This window comes from Pannonibacter carbonis (assembly GCF_003012935.1).
Lineage (GTDB): Bacteria > Pseudomonadota > Alphaproteobacteria > Rhizobiales > Stappiaceae > Pannonibacter > Pannonibacter carbonis.
The window spans coordinates 234,872-250,872 of record NZ_PUDR01000009.1 but is presented as its reverse complement, the minus strand read 5'-3'; the positions used below and the strand labels follow the sequence as shown (position 1 = coordinate 250,872).

Annotated in this window: 13 protein-coding genes; 11 read left to right on the top strand and 2 right to left on the bottom strand. The window is 60.8% G+C overall.

Going from position 1 to position 16,001, the window contains the following annotated elements; genetic code table 11:
- The first annotated feature begins 268 nt into the window (after positions 1 to 268).
- Positions 269 to 1,192, top strand: coding sequence for a site-specific integrase (locus C8348_RS14480; RefSeq protein WP_108724196.1), 924 nt, complete (start codon positions 269 to 271; stop codon positions 1,190 to 1,192).
- Positions 1,193 to 1,582: 390 nt separating this feature from the next.
- On the opposite strand, the gene C8348_RS21985 is transcribed toward C8348_RS14480, so the two are convergent.
- Positions 1,583 to 1,759: a hypothetical protein gene (locus C8348_RS21985; RefSeq protein ID WP_157950438.1), complete on the bottom strand. Its 177-nt coding sequence runs from the start codon at positions 1,757 to 1,759 to the stop codon at positions 1,583 to 1,585.
- 109 nt (positions 1,760 to 1,868) lie between these two features.
- Here C8348_RS21985 and C8348_RS14475 point away from each other — a divergent pair, with 109 nt between their 5' ends.
- The 5 genes from C8348_RS14475 to C8348_RS14455 all read left to right on the top strand — a co-directional run bounded on the left by C8348_RS14475 (position 1,869) and on the right by C8348_RS14455 (position 7,225).
- Positions 1,869 to 2,783 carry a ParB/RepB/Spo0J family partition protein gene (locus tag C8348_RS14475; RefSeq protein WP_106754043.1) on the top strand — a complete coding sequence of 305 codons (915 nt, stop codon included), beginning with the start codon at positions 1,869 to 1,871 and terminating at the stop codon, positions 2,781 to 2,783.
- 1,486 nt (positions 2,784 to 4,269) lie between these two features.
- Entirely contained in the window at positions 4,270 to 4,836 is a 567-nt protein-coding gene (locus C8348_RS14470) for a recombinase family protein (RefSeq protein ID WP_244294017.1), read from the top strand.
- Between the two features lie 523 nt (positions 4,837 to 5,359).
- Complete coding sequence (locus tag C8348_RS14465; protein ID WP_106754075.1) at positions 5,360 to 6,187, top strand: sulfite exporter TauE/SafE family protein; 828 nt, start codon at positions 5,360 to 5,362, stop codon at positions 6,185 to 6,187.
- Positions 6,187 to 6,912 carry an AzlC family ABC transporter permease gene (locus C8348_RS14460; RefSeq protein ID WP_208983764.1) on the top strand — a complete coding sequence of 242 codons (726 nt, stop codon included), beginning with the start codon at positions 6,187 to 6,189 and terminating at the stop codon, positions 6,910 to 6,912. The genes C8348_RS14465 and C8348_RS14460 overlap by 1 nt, the downstream gene beginning before the upstream one ends.
- Positions 6,905 to 7,225 carry an AzlD family protein gene (locus C8348_RS14455; RefSeq protein ID WP_106754041.1) on the top strand — a complete coding sequence of 107 codons (321 nt, stop codon included), beginning with the start codon at positions 6,905 to 6,907 and terminating at the stop codon, positions 7,223 to 7,225. Before C8348_RS14460 ends, C8348_RS14455 begins: the two co-directional genes overlap by 8 nt.
- Here C8348_RS14455 and C8348_RS14450 read toward each other — a convergent pair.
- The gene (locus C8348_RS14450) at positions 7,222 to 8,784 is read right to left on the bottom strand and encodes a bifunctional aminoglycoside phosphotransferase/ATP-binding protein (protein ID WP_106754040.1); all 1,563 of its coding nucleotides are present in this window, start codon (positions 8,782 to 8,784) and stop codon (positions 7,222 to 7,224) included. The two genes, C8348_RS14455 and C8348_RS14450, sit on opposite strands and share 4 nt — an antisense overlap.
- A gap of 148 nt (positions 8,785 to 8,932) precedes the next feature.
- Here C8348_RS14450 and C8348_RS14445 point away from each other — a divergent pair, with 148 nt between their 5' ends.
- From C8348_RS14445 to C8348_RS14425, 5 genes are all read left to right on the top strand, one after another.
- A complete protein-coding gene (locus tag C8348_RS14445) occupies positions 8,933 to 9,313 on the top strand; it encodes a hypothetical protein (RefSeq protein ID WP_106754039.1) in 381 nt (126 codons plus the stop codon).
- 189 nt (positions 9,314 to 9,502) lie between these two features.
- A complete protein-coding gene (lysM, locus tag C8348_RS14440) occupies positions 9,503 to 9,946 on the top strand; it encodes a peptidoglycan-binding protein LysM (RefSeq protein ID WP_106754038.1) in 444 nt (147 codons plus the stop codon).
- Between the two features lie 246 nt (positions 9,947 to 10,192).
- Positions 10,193 to 11,863: a thiamine pyrophosphate-binding protein gene (locus C8348_RS14435; RefSeq protein WP_106754074.1), complete on the top strand. Its 1,671-nt coding sequence runs from the start codon at positions 10,193 to 10,195 to the stop codon at positions 11,861 to 11,863.
- A 126-nt stretch (positions 11,864 to 11,989) separates the two neighbouring features.
- Positions 11,990 to 12,820 carry a universal stress protein gene (locus C8348_RS14430; protein WP_106754037.1) on the top strand — a complete coding sequence of 277 codons (831 nt, stop codon included), beginning with the start codon at positions 11,990 to 11,992 and terminating at the stop codon, positions 12,818 to 12,820.
- 440 nt (positions 12,821 to 13,260) lie between these two features.
- Positions 13,261 to 15,990 carry a bifunctional acetate--CoA ligase family protein/GNAT family N-acetyltransferase gene (locus tag C8348_RS14425; protein WP_106754073.1) on the top strand — a complete coding sequence of 910 codons (2,730 nt, stop codon included), beginning with the start codon at positions 13,261 to 13,263 and terminating at the stop codon, positions 15,988 to 15,990.
- Positions 15,991 to 16,001: the final 11 nt, after the last annotated feature.

The following is a 16,001-nucleotide window of genomic DNA, read 5'->3' as shown; positions in this document are numbered from 1 at the left end:
ACGGCCTCCAGCGCCACGCGGGCCTTGAACCCAGCATCATGGTTCCTGCGTTTCTTCATGTCCTGATCTCCTCGTTCTTGGAGACCAGCAGACGTCAGATCGTAGCTTCCGTCACTGTCCGATTTTCCGGGGGTAGCTTAGAGACATTTGGCGAGACCAAACACGGGACAAGTTTGTATCGTCGGTAGACACATTTATCGAACTGGTTGGAGACAAGCCTATCACTGACTACACCAAGTCAGACGCGGCACGCTTCAAGAGCTGGTTGATGGACGTGGCACCAAATTGGCGGAAAAAGAGTCGGCTCAAGTCTCTGCCAATCGGACAAGTTGCGGAGGAATCTAGGCGACTTGAGCTGCCCCGGCTTGCAAATGCCACCATCAACACAGACCTCCGCGCACTCTCGTCCCTTTTCGACTGGAGCAGGCGTAACCAATTGGATTCATTGAGAAATATCTTTGAAGGCATGGCGGTTCGCTCCAAAGGTGTCTCAGAAAAAGACCAGTGGGAGCCCTTCAAGATTGGCGAGCTTAACCAAATCTTCTCAGCGCCAATGTTCACTGGATGTCTTTCAGGTATTCACTGGAAGACACACGGTACTTTTATGATGTATAATAGCCATTATTACTGGACGCCGTTGATTGGGCTGCACACAGGTGCTAGACCAAACGAGATACTTCAACTTCATTGCAGTGATGTTATTCACGTCACAGGCATTCCTTGCATCTCAATCAATGCGAACGATGAGGGTAAGAGCCTCAAGAATAAGACATCCAAGCGGATTCTACCCATCCACCCTCGGCTAATCGCTCTGGGATTCCTCGACTATGTAGAAAGCCAGCGGCTCAAGGGGTACTTAAGGCTATTCCCGGAAGCCACAGAGGGCGGAAAGGCGAAGCTGTCTTCGAACTATTCAATCCACTTCAGGTCATTTTTGAAGTCTATTGGCATAGATCGCCCCAGAGTCTCATTCAGAAGCTTTCGTCATAACTTCGCTGACTTCGCAGCTGAAGCCCGTGTCTTGATACAGGACGTGGAAATGCTTCAAGGGCGAGCGCTTGGCGGGGAAGCCGACAGGTACGGGCATGGTGATGTGCGCACAATGGCCCTGAAAACGGCCATGGATTCGATGCTATTCAAAGGCGTCCATTTAGATCACCTCAAGCCTTTTGCCACTCAGCAGCCCTCCTAACGCCTTCTAGGCACTGCCTTGCCCAGCGCGTCACCGGCTCAGAACAGCCCCCGATTGAATTAGGTACTCATTACGCCATAGGCGACGGCAGGACCGCAATGCCCCGCACGCGGCGGGCCCCGGATCAGATTTGCCCGATTAAATTAGGCACTACTTAAATGGATAGGTAGCGCACGGGCCGGGCTCTGGTGAATGGCCCTAGAATCGATTTTAAAGGGCCATAGGACGCGGTAGCGGGTTTTCTCTACCATCCTATATCAAATCATTTAAAGGCGCCCTTCGGGCATTCTAGGCGATCCCAGGCCATCTGAATTAGGGTACACTATAACGCATAAGGGGCGCACGGGGCCGCTTGGGTCCCGCACATAGCCGCACCCAATCCGCGCCCTATCACGCCTCCAAAGCGACCGACCGTACAGCGCTCCAATCAACATTGAAGTCGCTTGCGTCGATCATGGCTTGAACGCCTAGGGCCATGAGACACACAGACCAATCGTCACTGGCCTTAAGGGTTCTTGTGGTGGTTTGTCCGTCCTCAAAATCAAATGAAACACTGTAATCGAACATGCCATTGGCTCCTGTTTAGGATTCGATCCCGGTTAATCATTCTCAAAATTATGTCAAATGAAATAACACTTCGACATCGTGGTGTTGTTTTTTATTAGGAATAAATATTATGAACGTAGTGAACTGGATAAATAGCGTAATTTCCGATGGTGAAAAGCTATCAATTCTCGATAATGGCAGGCCGGAAGCTCCCCCTTACACTGAAAGACAGGCGGTATCCGCCGAGCTTATCTTTGTGTACCCTGAGGTATTCCAGCCGCGTCCCGAGGGCATTGATACGCGACACATGCACGACCTGAAGTCTGGTCTGTCCCGTGGCAATCCTGAGGACATGGACCCAATCCTTGTATTTCCATATGAGCGGCCTGAGGTGGGTTGTCATTTTGTCGTTGTTGATGGTCACCACAGGTTGGCAGCCTTGCTTGAACTTGGCATCGACTCAGTACCCGTGAAGGTGTTTGCAGGGACGGCCAGTGAAGCCCAGGTGGCGTCCATCTATGAGAATAGCAAAGGCAAGAAAAGCCTAAGCCCTTCCGAACGCACTGAAGCGGCTTGGAGGTTGTGTAAGCAGCGATCCTCAGATGGAACTTGGCTGCACTCCAAAAGCGATATCGTGGCCTCAACGCTTGTTAGTGAGTCGACCGTAGCGAAGATGCGACGAGTGATTAGAGAAGACGAGCATCATGGCAATACTGATGGTCTAAGTTGGATTGATGTAAAAAGAATGGATGCCCGTACTGGTCAGAATTTAAGCGAAGATGAGCTTGATGATATCGCTAGAGAAATAGCCTATAAAATCCCTGAACACGTCATCAAGCGCTTTCATAAAAACCCTGACATGTGCGCTAGGGCGCTTGTTATTGTTATGGGTAACCGATCCGAGGATTTACTTTTGAACTTGCTTGGTCACGTTGAAATCTCTGAGGGCGGACGAGAGGCTATTCAGGAGATGCTAGAAGATGAAGACCTTGGTGCCGGTTACTATGGCTACCGAGCGAATGAAGACGATGATGCTGATTATTAATTAATAGGAATGGGCCTTATTGATCATGAGACACCCTTGGTAGCATATGGGCTCTATGAGGCATCCTATAGGGGCCTTGGGAAGCATATGGATGCTAAGGGGAAACATGGATAATCTAGGCTGTTGGCCTAGGTTATATTTCATATAGTGTATTTGTTTATGTTTAATCTATGGGGCAACCTTAAGACACCTAGAGACACTCATGGTGCACTCATGGTCTTCATGGACACACCAAGGGACTTTGGGAGTTGCATAGAGCGCTCATAGGTCATGGCAGTGACCGCTCATGGCCCTCTCAGGCTCGCTTGGTCTCGATCTCAGCTTGGACCCCATGGGGATTTAGGCTGGACCTAGGCTCAAGCTGGCTTGGACCTGAGAGGGCCATGAGGGCTCTATGGGGGTCCTAGGGGTGCACCTATAGGAGGGACCAAAGTACACGGCTCCAGACCAAGCGGACGGCCCGGCCTGTGTGAAAAACACCCCCAAAAAAGCAGGCCATGGTTTGTATCAACGGTGTCGTGCCTTCCCAAATTGAGCGTCCCTCTCGTCACTGCTTGGGCTCTTTGCCGCCTACACTAACCGCTGAATTGAAACTGAGCCTATCTGGGACACCAAAGTCAGCCAGAAAACTCTATCTTGGTTGCGCTTGGAAATCTTGTCATTTACGCGCCCGCAGCAATATAAGTGCACTTACGCGCTCGACACACGTCAACAAGAATGGTTTGATATCTTCACGGTAGGCCGAGGATGAATCTCCCTAAGGACTGGGTAGGCACCTCATCTTCGATAACTTGCCGCCCGGTCGCAGCCTGGCACGGAGTCTCAAAGCCACGAGACCAACCGGACCGGATAACTGCGGTCCTACCGGGATGTACTTGAGGCGATACGTAGCGCCAACGGTGCCCCGATCACTCCCAACAGCGGGTTATCTGTTGGATAAGACGCGCATTTCGCTAACCCTATGGGCTGGCAGCGCTGCGGCCCGGAGGGCGGACGCATGAAGCGTTCCTTGACGGTAACCGTAAAAATCAACGTTAATGTAGCCATGTGCCTTTTCGGTATCGCAGCTATTATTAGCGCCTTGATTTGAAATGGGGGGCGGTGACCTTGTGTTGCCGCCTCTTCATTTTTCTTTTATTCGGAAATACGTCATCTAATTTTGAAAAAAATCTGTTGGGGCATTTGTATATACATAGACCCCCTGAGTTCCCCCGTACGTACCCCCAAGGCTTCTCGATATATTTGCATGGCCTATCATGGGAGCGCCAAGGGTGCCGTCTCTCTCCCTTGAGCCCCACCGCTTGTGACGCCTTGGTCCTGCACAACGCCCTGTCCCCTATCCCTGCCTTGGCATTCCAAGTCCCGACAAACAGCGCTCCCGCCTTGGTCACTAAGTATACATTCATGACCACGCTTGCCGGGGCTTGACGGGCTGGTCATTTTCCGTTCATAAAGTAAGGGTCATAAACGTTTAAGATGAAGGTGAATGAGCATGGCTCTTGTTGGATATGCCCGTGTGTCGTCGGTCGGTCAGTCGCTGGAAGTGCAACTCGACAAGCTCGCCAAAGCAGGGTGTGAGAAGGTCTTCTCCGAAAAGCGCTCCGGGCTCGACACAGAACGACCCCAGCTTGCCGAGTGCCTGCGCTATGCTCGGGAGGGAGACACCCTCGTCATCTCGCGCATTGACCGACTGGCACGCTCAGCAGAACACCTCCTATCACTCGTCAGGGAGCTCGAGGGTAAAGGCGTGGCGCTCAGGGTCCTAGACCAGTCCCTTGATACCAGCGACGCAGCTGGGAAAGCCTTTTTAGGGATGCTGGCCGTCTTCGCTCAGTTCGAAGCGGATATACGCAAGGAAAGGCAAATGGACGGTATCGCCAAGGCCAAAGATAATGGCGTCCGGTTCGGTCGCAAGCCAGTGATGACAGACGAACAGGAACAGGAAGCTAGGGCCTTGAGGGAGCAGGGGTGGTCTCTTCAGAGGATCGCAGATCACTTCGGGGTTTCAAAGGGTGTCATCCATAAAGTGACCGCTCCCCATTTAACCGCCTGAATGCAGATTGAAACTGCTACATTTCCTTGCTACAAACGAGCGAAGGGACCTGATTTAAAGTATTGATTTCAAATGCTTTTTAAGATGCGCTGCGGAATCCACCCGTCTGTACCATTCATCTTCCGGAAAATTCATCCTAGGATCTCGCAAGGTTTGCATTACCTTGGCGTTGAGCAATTGCGCGCGACCGAGATGCAGTTTCAACTGATCCCCTGATCTTCGCCCTCACGGAAAAACGCCTTCACCTCAGCCAAACGCATCTGGCCAAACGGCTGGAGCAACGTATAGTGGTCTGGCCTTCCATTCAGCTGTTTCGCGATCCGTCTGCCCCGGACGCGCGGGCGGTGTGAGTGGAGTGAGAGCATAGACCTTCGTCGGTCCGGATGCATGTGCGTCTGGCGGCTGACGGTCGTCTGTGTTCAAAGGGGAACAACAATCGCATTCCGGCCAGCTCGAACCGGCGTGGCCTCCCGCAATGGATGCGGGCTGCACGCTGGTCAGGCCAGGGCCGTTCGGGGTCTTCATGGACGATCTATCCATTGCAACGCTGGCGCTGCTCGCCGGCACGCTGCTTGCCACCGGCTTTGTTACAGGCATCATCGCCGGTCTCTTGGGGGTTGGTGGTGGCATCGTCATCGTGCCGATGTTCTATTACGTCCTGCCGCTGATCGGCGTTGCCGACAGCGTCACGATGCACCTGGCCGTCGGCACCTCGCTGGCCACGATCATCGTCACCGGGGCCTCCTCGGCGCGGGCGCACATGAAGCGCGGCAGCGTAGACAAGGACCTGTTGAAGCGCTGGTGGCTGCCGATCATGGCAGGCACGGTTGCCGGCGGCGTCCTGGCAGGCAACGTTTCCGGCGGCATGCTGACGCTGATCTTCGGTACGGTTGCCCTGCTGGTCGCCCTCAACATGGTGCTGCGCAAGGAAGGCACCGGGATTGCCGACAGTCTGCCGGGCGCGCCCTTGCGTGAGCTGCTCGGCGTCATCATCGGCGGCATCTCGGTGATGATGGGCATCGGCGGCGGCACCCTCGGCGTGCCGATCCTGACCCTGTTTTCCTATCCGATCCGCCAGGCCGTCGGCACGGCGTCCGCCATTGGACTGATCATCGCAATCCCCGGCACCCTGCTGGCGATCTACTATGGCTGGGGCCATCCGGACCTGCCGCCGCTTTCGCTCGGCTATGTCAATCTGGTCGCCTTCCTGCTGATCGTCCCGACTTCGGTCTATTCCGCCCCTATCGGCGCCAAGCTGGCGCACACGCTGCCGCCGGCCAAACTGCGGCTGGTGTTTGCAGCCTTCCTGTTCTTCACCGGCGCACGCATGATCTGGGGTGTGTTCGGCTGATGGGAGGACGGGCACCGATTACCGCCGAAGGCATGTGGCTGGGGGCGCGGCTCACCGTGCCGCTCGTACCGGGCATCATCACCTTTGCCGCCGTGTTTGGCACCGTCTGCGCCCAGAAAGGGCTGACGATTGCCGAGACGATGCTGATCAATTCCTTCGTCTTTGCCGGGGCGTCGCAGTTTGTCGCCATGGAGCTGTACCGCGATCCGGTCACGCCCACCGTGCTGATTGCCATGACGGGCATCGCGGCGGCGGTGAACCTGCGCATGCTGCTGCTGGGAGCCTCCTTGCGCCCCTGGCTTGGCCAGTCACCGGCCTGGCAAGTCTATCCTGGCCTTTATTTCCTGACCGACATGAACTGGCTGCTGGCGCTGCGCTACCACGCTGATGGCGGGCGCGACTGGGGTGTCTATTTCGGCAGCGGCATCCTGCTGTGGCTGCTCTGGACCGTTTCGGTGGTGCCGGGCTACTACCTCGGGCAGCTCTTTGCCGAACCCCAGAAATGGGGGCTGGATCTCGTCATGCCGGCGCTGTTCATCACCATGCTGGTACCGATCTGGAAAGGCCGGAGGCAGACGCTGAGCTGGCTGGTCGCGGCCGTTGTCGCGGTGGCCAGCTGGCAACTGATCGGTGGCTACTGGTTCGTGCTGACCGGTGCCATCGCCGGCGCTGTGGCCGGGGCCTTCATCGACGACCCGGAACCGAAGGAGCCGGCCCGTGGCTGAGAGCGCCTGGACCATCGATGGCCTGTTCTTCCTCACCGTGCTGGCCATGACAGCCGCGACTTATTCCATGCGGGCGGGCGGCTACTGGATCATGGGCCGGGTGCCGCTGACCCCGCGCGTGCGGCGCGGGCTGGAGTCCCTGCCCGGCGCGATCATCGTATCCACCATCCTTCCTATCGCGCTGAAGGGCGGCCTGCCGGCGGCACTGTGTCTGGCCGTAGCCGCTGCCGGCATGGCAGTGCTGCGCAAAGACATCATCGCCGTGTTCCTTGGGGTCGCAGCAGCCGCCGCCGCGCGGGCGGCCGGGCTCTAGAGCTGCTGCATTGCAGCCCTTGCCGCAGCCAGTGTCGTCGCCTTGTCGGCTCCGCCCGGCAGGACGACCCAGTCCATTGGGCCAAGGTCATAGGACAGCTGGCGGGCAACGATCTCCGCGGTGGCGTCTGATGCGTCCCCCTTGCGGGCGGTGACGCGCGCTTTCAGCACTGCCGGATCAGCCTCTAGCCAGAACCCGGTGAACGGCAGTTCCATGGCATTCGCCAGGGCAGCAACGGCGGCACGCTCCTCGGGCTTTGCGTAAACGGCATCGAGGATGACAGAATGGCCGGCAGCAAGCGCTGCACGGGCCTTCTGCAAAAGCGCTGCATAGACCGTATCACTGGCGGCCTGGGTATAGGCCGCCGCCGGGGCAGGCTCGGTCTCACGCAGGCCGAGGCGACGCTTGCGTTCCACATCCGAACGCAGCACCCTGGCACCGGGAAGCGGCATCAGGTCCGGTGCGAGGGCATGCGCCAGCGTCGACTTGCCGGACCCGGACAGGCCGCCGACAGCAATCAATCGCGGCATAGCCGGCTCCAGTGCCTTTTGTGCCAGGTCGAAATAGGCAAGCGCCGCGCCCCTTTGATTTTGCGCTACTGCGTCATCGTGCTGCATGCCGATGCTGGCGGCCGCGATCTTGGCCCGGATCGCCGCGCGCAGGGACAAGTAGAATGGCAGGGCGGCCAGCCCCTCCTCGCCACCCTGCCAGGCGGACAGGTCGAGATAGCGGTTGAGGAGATGACAGGCCGGGCGCATCTGACCTCGCTCGACAAGGTCCATCAGGGTGAAGGCGAGGTCATAGAGGACATCCCCGGTGGCGATGGCCTCGTCGAACTCGACGGCATCGAACAAAACCGGTTGCTCGTCGATCAGCGCCACATTGGCCAGATGCGCATCGCCGTGGGCCAGACGAACGAGGCCTTGCCGGCCGCGCGATCGCACCAGCGGCGAAATCCGCTTCAGCGCGCTGCGGGCCGCAACTGTCAGGGCATCAACCTGCGCGGCGACAAACAACTCCGGCGCCGCGTGAAAGGCCACCTCATTCTGCGTCACATAAGCCGCCAGATCGGCGAGCCAGGCATCGGCATCACGGCAGGAAGCATTCGCATGGGCTGTGGCCAGAGCGGCAGCCAGGGCGTCCATCAGCGCATCGGAAAATGGGCCGGTGTCGGCCAGTCGGTCCAGTGTCGCCGTCTCGTCAAACCGGCGCATGTGCACCAACGGTTCCACCAGTGTACCGTCGCCATTGACCACAAGACTGCCGTCCGCCTCACGCGTGATCGACGCTTCGCCGAGATAGAGATCGGGCGCAAACAGGCGATTGCGGGTGAGTTCGGCCGCGACAGCCGTCCGGCGCAGCTCAAGCGTTGAATAGTCAAGAAACGGGAAGCGCACGGCCCGCTTCATCTTGTAGGCGTCCGGACCGATCAGGAAAATGATATTCGCATGAGTATCGATGCGGCACGCATCCGGGGTGCGCGCGACGATCTTGTCGAGAACGGCAAGCGCTTCTCCCTGAAACATGGCCTGGATGGCGCTGGACTGTCCGGTCTGCATTCTGATCTCCGCAACGGCCCCTCGGACAGACTGTGCCAAGCCGGACAAGGGCGACTTGATCCTGCTCAAGGAACGGGCACAGAACTGTGACAGTCTGGGGTGGATGATGAAACCGGCAAGATGCCGGTTCGCATGGAGGGATACGCCCATGACCGACAGTCTCGGCCTGAAGAAGATTCGCCTCAACCTTGCCCGCACCAAGGACCACCCCAACGGATCCGCCCGGCATGGCTATGAATTCACGGCACCGCTGGACGCGACCGGCCATATCGATGCTGCCGCCTGGAAGAAGGCACGGGCCCATTGCCGGGTGCGCCGGTTCTGGGGCAGCGAAGAGGAAGAAATCGGCCATCTGGTCCATCGACCGGGCGGTTCCTGGGCCTTCCACTATGACATCGAGGGGGAGGATGACGACGAGGCTGGATACCGCTTCGGCACGCATGCCTTTGAGCCGGGAGAGTACGTGTCGATCCGTGACGAGGACGGGGAGATGCACACGTTCCAGGTGGTCACTGTGGTCAATGTGTGAGCCGGCAGCCTGGAAATTTCCGGCGCTTCCCTAACGTTACATCTACAGTAATGTTATTTTCCAGTGCTATTATTGCCGGGTAACGAGCGGCGTCGGAGGCGGGCCAAGGGCTATCGCCCTCCGGCGAGGCTTATGTTTGTAAGGGTCGACCAAACGGGCGGCAGTATTTTTCAAGGGTGGATCACGACCATGGGTTTCTTTGATTTTGTGAAGGATGCGGGCAAGAAGCTGTGGGGCAGCGATGAGCCTGAGGCCGCAAGCGCTGAAGCCATCGAGAAGGAAGTGGCCGCGCTTGGTCTGGATGGGGACATCAAGGTGGAAGTCTCGGGCGACAAGGTGAAGATCGCTGGCGCTGCCCCGACCCAGGAAGCGCGCGAAAAGCTCATCCTGGCCGCCGGCAACGTGCTCGGCATCGCCTCGGTGGAAGAAGAGATCACCGTCGCAACGACCGAGCCGGAAGCCCGGTTCCACACGGTTGCCAAGGGCGACACGCTCTGGAAGATCGCGGAAGACACGCTCGGCAAGGGCGGCCGCTACATGGAAATCTTCGAGGCGAACAAGCCGATGTTGAGCCATCCGGACAAGATCTATCCGGGTCAGGTGCTGCGCATTCCGGCCGAAGCAGTCGCCTGACAGGGGCTTGCACACCGGCGCGCGGCTTCTGCTGCGCGCCGTTTTCATTCCAGAACGGCGTTTTGGCCGCCCCTATCAGTGAAAAAATCACACCATATCGCCCGTTCGCATTCCATATTGGAATAACTCCATTGCGAAAAGCCGTGCATGTGCGCCCCGGCTTGAATGTCCCGGCGACCCGATCTGCGCTATAGCACAGGGAGATTCCCTTGCGGGGTGCCCCCGCAATGATGGCGGGTGACGGACATGGCGCAGAAGACAGGCGGGCAGCTCCTCGTTGAGGCCCTTGAAACCCACGGCGCGGAACGGGTGTTCTGCGTGCCGGGCGAAAGCTATCTCGCCGTTCTCGACGCGCTGCATGATGCGCGCATCCCCATCACCATCTGCCGTCAGGAAGGCGGCGCGGCGATGATGGCCGAAGCGCATGGCAAGCTGACCGGCCGTCCCGGCATCTGCATGGTGACGCGGGGCCCCGGCGCCACAAATGCCTCCGCCGGCGTGCATGTGGCAGCGCAGGACTCGACGCCGATGATCCTGTTCATCGGCCAGATCGAGCGCGGCATGCGCGAGCGCGAGGCCTTCCAGGAAGTCGACTACCGGCAGATGTTCGGCGGCATTGCCAAGTGGGTGGCCGAGATCGACCACGCCGAACGCGTGCCGGAATTCATCTCCCGCGCCTATCATGTCGCGACCTCCGGCCGGCCGGGTCCGGTGGTGCTGGCGCTGCCGGAAGACATGCTGGTGGAGCTTGCCGAGGTGAGCCAACCGCAGCCCTGGCGGCAGGTGGAAACCCATCCGGGCCTGACGCAGATGGCCGACCTGCAGAAGCGCCTGTGGGCAGCCGAACGCCCGATCGCCATCCTGGGCGGCAGCCGCTGGACCGAGGAGGCGGTGGCCGCCTTCACGCGCTTTGCCGAGCGCTTCGACCTGCCGGTCGCCTGTTCCTTCCGCCGCCAGATGCTGTTCGACAACCTGCATTCGAACTACGCCGGCGATGTCGGCATTGGCGCCAACCCGAAGCTGCTGGCACGCATCAAGGCAAGCGACCTGATCCTGCTCGTCGGTGGCCGCCTGTCCGAGATGCCGAGCCAGTCCTATTCGCTGCTGTCGATCCCCGAGCCGGCACAGCAGCTGGTGCATGTGCATCCGGACCCGGAGGAGCTGGGCCGCGTCTACCGCGCCAGCTTGCCGATCAATGCCGCACCGACCGGCTTCTGCAAGGCCGTCGAAGGTCTGCAGCCGCCGACCGCGCCGAAGAACACCGGACAGGCCGCCGAGGCACATGCCGACTATCTGGCCTGGTCCGGCGCAAGGCCACAGACACCGGGCGCGCTGCAGATGGCCGGCGTGATGGAGCACATCGAGGCCGAGATGGCCGCGGACACGATCTTCACCAATGGCGCCGGCAACTATGCCACCTGGCTGCACCGGTTCCACCGCTTCCGCCGCTTCGCCACGCAGGCCGCCCCCACGTCCGGCTCGATGGGCTATGGCCTGCCCGGCGCCATTGCCGCCAAGCTCGCCTTCCCGGAGCGCAACGTCATCTGCTTTGCCGGCGATGGCTGCTTCCAGATGACCATGCAGGAGCTGGGCACGGCCGTGCAGGACAATGCGGCAGTCATCGTGCTGGTGATCGACAACGGCATGTATGGCACCATCCGCATGCACCAGGAGCGGCATTATCCCGGCCGTCCCTCCGGCACGAAGCTGGTCAATCCGGATTTCGCCGCCCTTGCCCGGTCTTATGGCGCCCATGGCGAGACGGTGCGGGAGACGGCGGAGTTCGGGCCCGCCCTCGCCCGGGCCAAGGCCAGCGGCAAGCCGGCGGTGCTGCATCTGCTCATCGATCCCGAAGCGCTGACACCGGCGGCCTCGCTGTCGCAGATCCGGGCGGCAGCGGAGGCCGCCCAGGCCTGAAGCCACAGCCTGAATCCACCGCCCGAATCCGTTCCGTCTTGATGCGCGTCAAAGTCTGGACACGACAATGGACCTATTGTCGGATGTGACAGGCTCGACGGGGAGCCCAACGGACGGAGGAAGCACATGGCTTTGAAGGATATTCTGGCGATCACCGATCTTGCCGGCGACCAGACGGCAGCCAAATATGCAATCGACCTGGCAGGACGTTGCGACGCGCATGTGACCGGTCTTGCACTGGCCTTCGAGCCGGTCGTCCCGGCTTTCGCCGCAGCTCCCCTGCCGGCGGACTTCATCGAGGCCAGCCGGCAGCAGGCTCTGGCCGCCGCGCAGGCGTCGCTGGCCGCCTTCAACGAGCTGGCCCGCCTTGGTGCCGTCAAGAGCGAAGGCCGGCTGGCGGAACTGATGACCGGCGGACCGATGGAGCCCGTGCTGCGGCATTGCCGGCTGACGGACCTGATCGTCGTCGGTCAGGAAAACCCGGACAAGCCGGAGCCCATGCGCGAACTGCTGATCGAGACCGCGCTGTTTGAGAGCGGCGTGCCGGTGCTGCTGGTGCCCTACATCGGCGCGCCGTCGCCGAAGCTGGACAGCGCCCTCGTCGCCTGGGACGGCAGCCCGACGGCAACCCGGGCCGTGCATGCGGCGCTGCCGATGCTCGCCATGGCCAAGAAGGTGACCGTGCTGATCATCAACAAAAGCCGCAAGATGGCCGGGGAGCCCGGCGCCGACATGGCGACTTACCTCGCCCGCCACGGCCTGAACGTGACCGTCGACGTGGTGACCAACCCGCAGACCTCGGTTGCCGACACGCTGCTCAACTATGTCAGCGACAATGGCAACGATCTGGTGGTGATGGGTGGCTACGGCCACAGCCGCGTGCGCGAGTTCCTGTTCGGCGGCGCGACCCGTGACATCCTGGCTGCCATGACTGTTCCGGTTCTGATGGCCCACTGAGACAGGTCTCACTGCACCGCCCTTCCCCCTTTGGGCAGGGCTATCGCATATGTGGCCAGACGCTTTTCGGGGTGTCTCAGCCCCCCTCCCCCTCGTGGGGAGGGGTAAGGGGTGGGGGGCACGGCAGGTCGTTTGGTCATAAAGCGTCTGATGAAAGCCAAGTTAGGAACGTGAACCCTGGATTTTAGTCCGCTCCCCCCACCCCCAAGCCCCTCCCCACGAGGGGGAGGGGAGCGGAGAGGCCTCGACCGGGTTTGATTCTAGGCTCAGTCCCTAACATCGATTATGTGCCAGACTTCATATGCGATAGCCCTGCGCTGGCGGGGGAGGCGCGGCCTGCGGCAATCACGCAAACGAAATACAAACCGGGTACCGACTTGATTGTCGTCCTACTGCTGACGAAATGAACCAGCATCAGGGCCATGCTCAAGGAGGCCGCCGTGACGATCCGCAATCTGGAAGCAGCCTTCCAGCCAACGAGCATCGCCTTCGTGGGGCCGAACCGGCACGGCGACGCGGTTCTTCTGCACCTCCTCAAGCGCCTCGCTGCGGCCGGCTTTGCTGGCCCCGTCGCGCTGGTGAACATCCAACATCCGATTGGCGTCGATCCGGCCGGCCTCACAAGCGCCGCCTCTCTTGCCGACCTCGACTTTGCCGCCGATCTGGTCGTCTATCTGGGACCGGCCGAGCTGGCGGAAGATCTGGTGACGACCGCCAGCATCACCGGCGCCCGGGTTGTCCTGTTTGCGTCTGCCGGCTTTGACAGCTTTCCCGAGGCGACCGTTGCCGCCTGCCTGCGCGCTGCAAGGCCGCAACGCCTGCGCCTGATCGGTCCGGGCAGCATCGGACTGGCCGCGCCCCATGCCAAGCTCGATCTGCTGGTGACTCGGGATCCGCCACTTGCCGGCGATCTGGCGCTGATTGCCCGGTCCAGCGCCATCGTCAACGCCACTGTCACCTGGGCCAAGGCCCGGAAACTGGGGTTTTCCGGCATTGCCGCACTTGGCCAGCGCTCGGATGTCGATGTCGGCGACCTCATCGATTATTTTGCCGCAGACCTGCGCACTCGGGCCATTTTGCTGCACATCGAAAGCCTCAGCAATCCACGCAAGTTCCTGTCGGCAGCCCGTGCAGCCGCGCGCGGCAAGCCCGTCGTTTTGGTGCGCACAGGACGTAGCCGTGATGCCTTTGCCACCGGCAAGACCCACGCGGGGAAGGTCACGCAGCGCGATGCGGTGTTCGAAAGTGCCCTGCGACGGGCCGGTATCCTGCGCGTCGGCGACCTCGACGAGATGTTCGAGGCGGTCGAGACGCTAACTCGCCTGCGCGCACCGCAATGCCGCAGGCTGGCAATCATTGCCAATGGCCGCAGCCTGGCGACACTTGCCGCAGACAAGCTGATCCAGGGCGGCGCTGAAATGGCCGAACTTGCCGAAGAGACACGCGCCGAGCTTGCGCCGCTCGGGCGGCCGGGAGCGGTGCCCGGCAATCCGATGACCCTGCCGGAGGCGGCTGGCCCCGAGGCTTTCAGCGCCGCAATCAGCGCGGTTCTTGCCGATCCGGCGCCCGATGGCGTCCTCGTGCTGGCCGCGCCAAATCCCTTCATCCCGGCCGGCGACATCGCACAAGCCATTGCGGCAGCGGCAAAGGCAGACATGAAGCGGCTTGGGCGGCGCAAGACCCTGATCGCAGCCCTCATCGGCGAAGATCCCCTGCCCCGCAGCGCACTTGATGAAGCGAAAGTTCCGGTGTTTGCCAGCCCGGCAGAAGCCGTCCGGGCTGTGCTGCACCAGATCCGCAGCGCCGAAGCCCAGGAGGCGCTGATGGCGGCACCACCCAGCCTGCCGGCGGATTTCACCCCCGAACCGGACAAGGCCCGGGACGTGCTGCGCCAGGTGCTGGCCGGCGGCCGGACGATGCTCGACCCGCGCGAGACCGCCGATCTGCTGGCGGCCTATGACATCCCGATGATCGAGACGCATCTGGCCGCCAATAGTGATGCGGTCCGGGCGCTTGCCTCAGACATCCTGACCCGCCATGCCGCGCTGGTGGTCAAGGTCTGGTCACCGGACCTGCCCTTCAAGTCTGACATCGACGGGCTGCGGCTGCGGCTTAAAACCGCAGAAGCCGCCGAGACGGCTGCGCGCGACATGACCGCCGCGATCACGGCCAAGTACCCGCAGGCCCGCATCGATGGCTTCACGGTTCAGGCCATGCACGACGCCCGCCAGACCCTGGAAGTCTTCACCGGGATTGCCGACGAACCGCTGTTCGGACCGGTCATGGTATTCGGCCAGGGCGGAACCTCGGTGGAGGTGTCAGCCGATGTCGCGCATGAGTTGCCGCCACTCGATCTCAATCTTGCGGACAACCTGATCGGCCGGACTCGCGTCTCCCGCCTGTTCCAGGCGCATCGCGGCCAGCCCGAGAAGAACCGTGCCGCTGTTGCCCTCACCCTTGTCAAGCTGTCGCAGATGTCGGTCGACTTGCCGGAACTGAAGGAACTGGACATCAATCCGCTTGCCGTCGACGCCAACGGGGTGACCGCGCTGGATGCCCGTGTGGTGCTTGGCGAACCTGCCCGCCAGGCCGGCCGGAGCGGTGCCTCGCGGCTCGCCATCGCGCCCTATCCGAAGGAATGGGAACAAGTCCTGCCGCTCAAGGACGGCTGGGAAGTGTTCGTGCGGCCGGTGCGCCCCGATGATGAGGACCTGTTCCGGACCTTCTTTGAACAGATTTCTCCGGATGACCTGCGGCTGCGCTTCTTTGCCCCCGTAAAGGACTTCAATCACAAGTTCCTCAGCCGCCTGACCCAGCTCGACTATGATCGGGCCATGGCGCTTGCTGCGATCGATCCGCAAACCGGGGACTTGCTCGGCGTTGTGCGGCTGCATGCCGATCCTGACCACCGGACCGGGGAATATGCGGTAATGGTGCGTTCGGACCTGAAAGGGCGCGGACTGGGCTGGGCCTTGATGAAACTGATCATCCGCTATGCCCGGGTCGACGGCATCGAGACAATCAAGGGCGAGGTGCTGAAGGAAAACACCAGCATGCTGGCCATGTGCGGTGCGCTCGGCTTTGCCATTGCAACATCCCCGGACGATGCAGCAATTGCCATCGTGACGCTGCCGGTGCACGCGGCGGCCGCCCAGCTTGATACGCCCTGAATGCACCTTCC

Coding starts and splice junctions, on each gene's coding strand:
- C8348_RS14480 (WP_108724196.1), top strand. CDS start 269: ATGGACGTGGCACCAAATTGGCGGAAAAAGAGTCGGCTCAAGTCTCTG.
- C8348_RS21985 (WP_157950438.1), bottom strand. CDS start 1,759: ATGTTCGATTACAGTGTTTCATTTGATTTTGAGGACGGACAAACCACC.
- C8348_RS14475 (WP_106754043.1), top strand. CDS start 1,869: ATGAACGTAGTGAACTGGATAAATAGCGTAATTTCCGATGGTGAAAAG.
- C8348_RS14470 (WP_244294017.1), top strand. CDS start 4,270: ATGAGCATGGCTCTTGTTGGATATGCCCGTGTGTCGTCGGTCGGTCAG.
- C8348_RS14465 (WP_106754075.1), top strand. CDS start 5,360: ATGGACGATCTATCCATTGCAACGCTGGCGCTGCTCGCCGGCACGCTG.
- C8348_RS14460 (WP_208983764.1), top strand. CDS start 6,187: ATGGGAGGACGGGCACCGATTACCGCCGAAGGCATGTGGCTGGGGGCG.
- C8348_RS14450 (WP_106754040.1), bottom strand. CDS start 8,784: ATGCAGACCGGACAGTCCAGCGCCATCCAGGCCATGTTTCAGGGAGAA.
- C8348_RS14445 (WP_106754039.1), top strand. CDS start 8,933: ATGACCGACAGTCTCGGCCTGAAGAAGATTCGCCTCAACCTTGCCCGC.
- lysM (WP_106754038.1), top strand. CDS start 9,503: ATGGGTTTCTTTGATTTTGTGAAGGATGCGGGCAAGAAGCTGTGGGGC.
- C8348_RS14435 (WP_106754074.1), top strand. CDS start 10,193: ATGGCGCAGAAGACAGGCGGGCAGCTCCTCGTTGAGGCCCTTGAAACC.
- C8348_RS14430 (WP_106754037.1), top strand. CDS start 11,990: ATGGCTTTGAAGGATATTCTGGCGATCACCGATCTTGCCGGCGACCAG.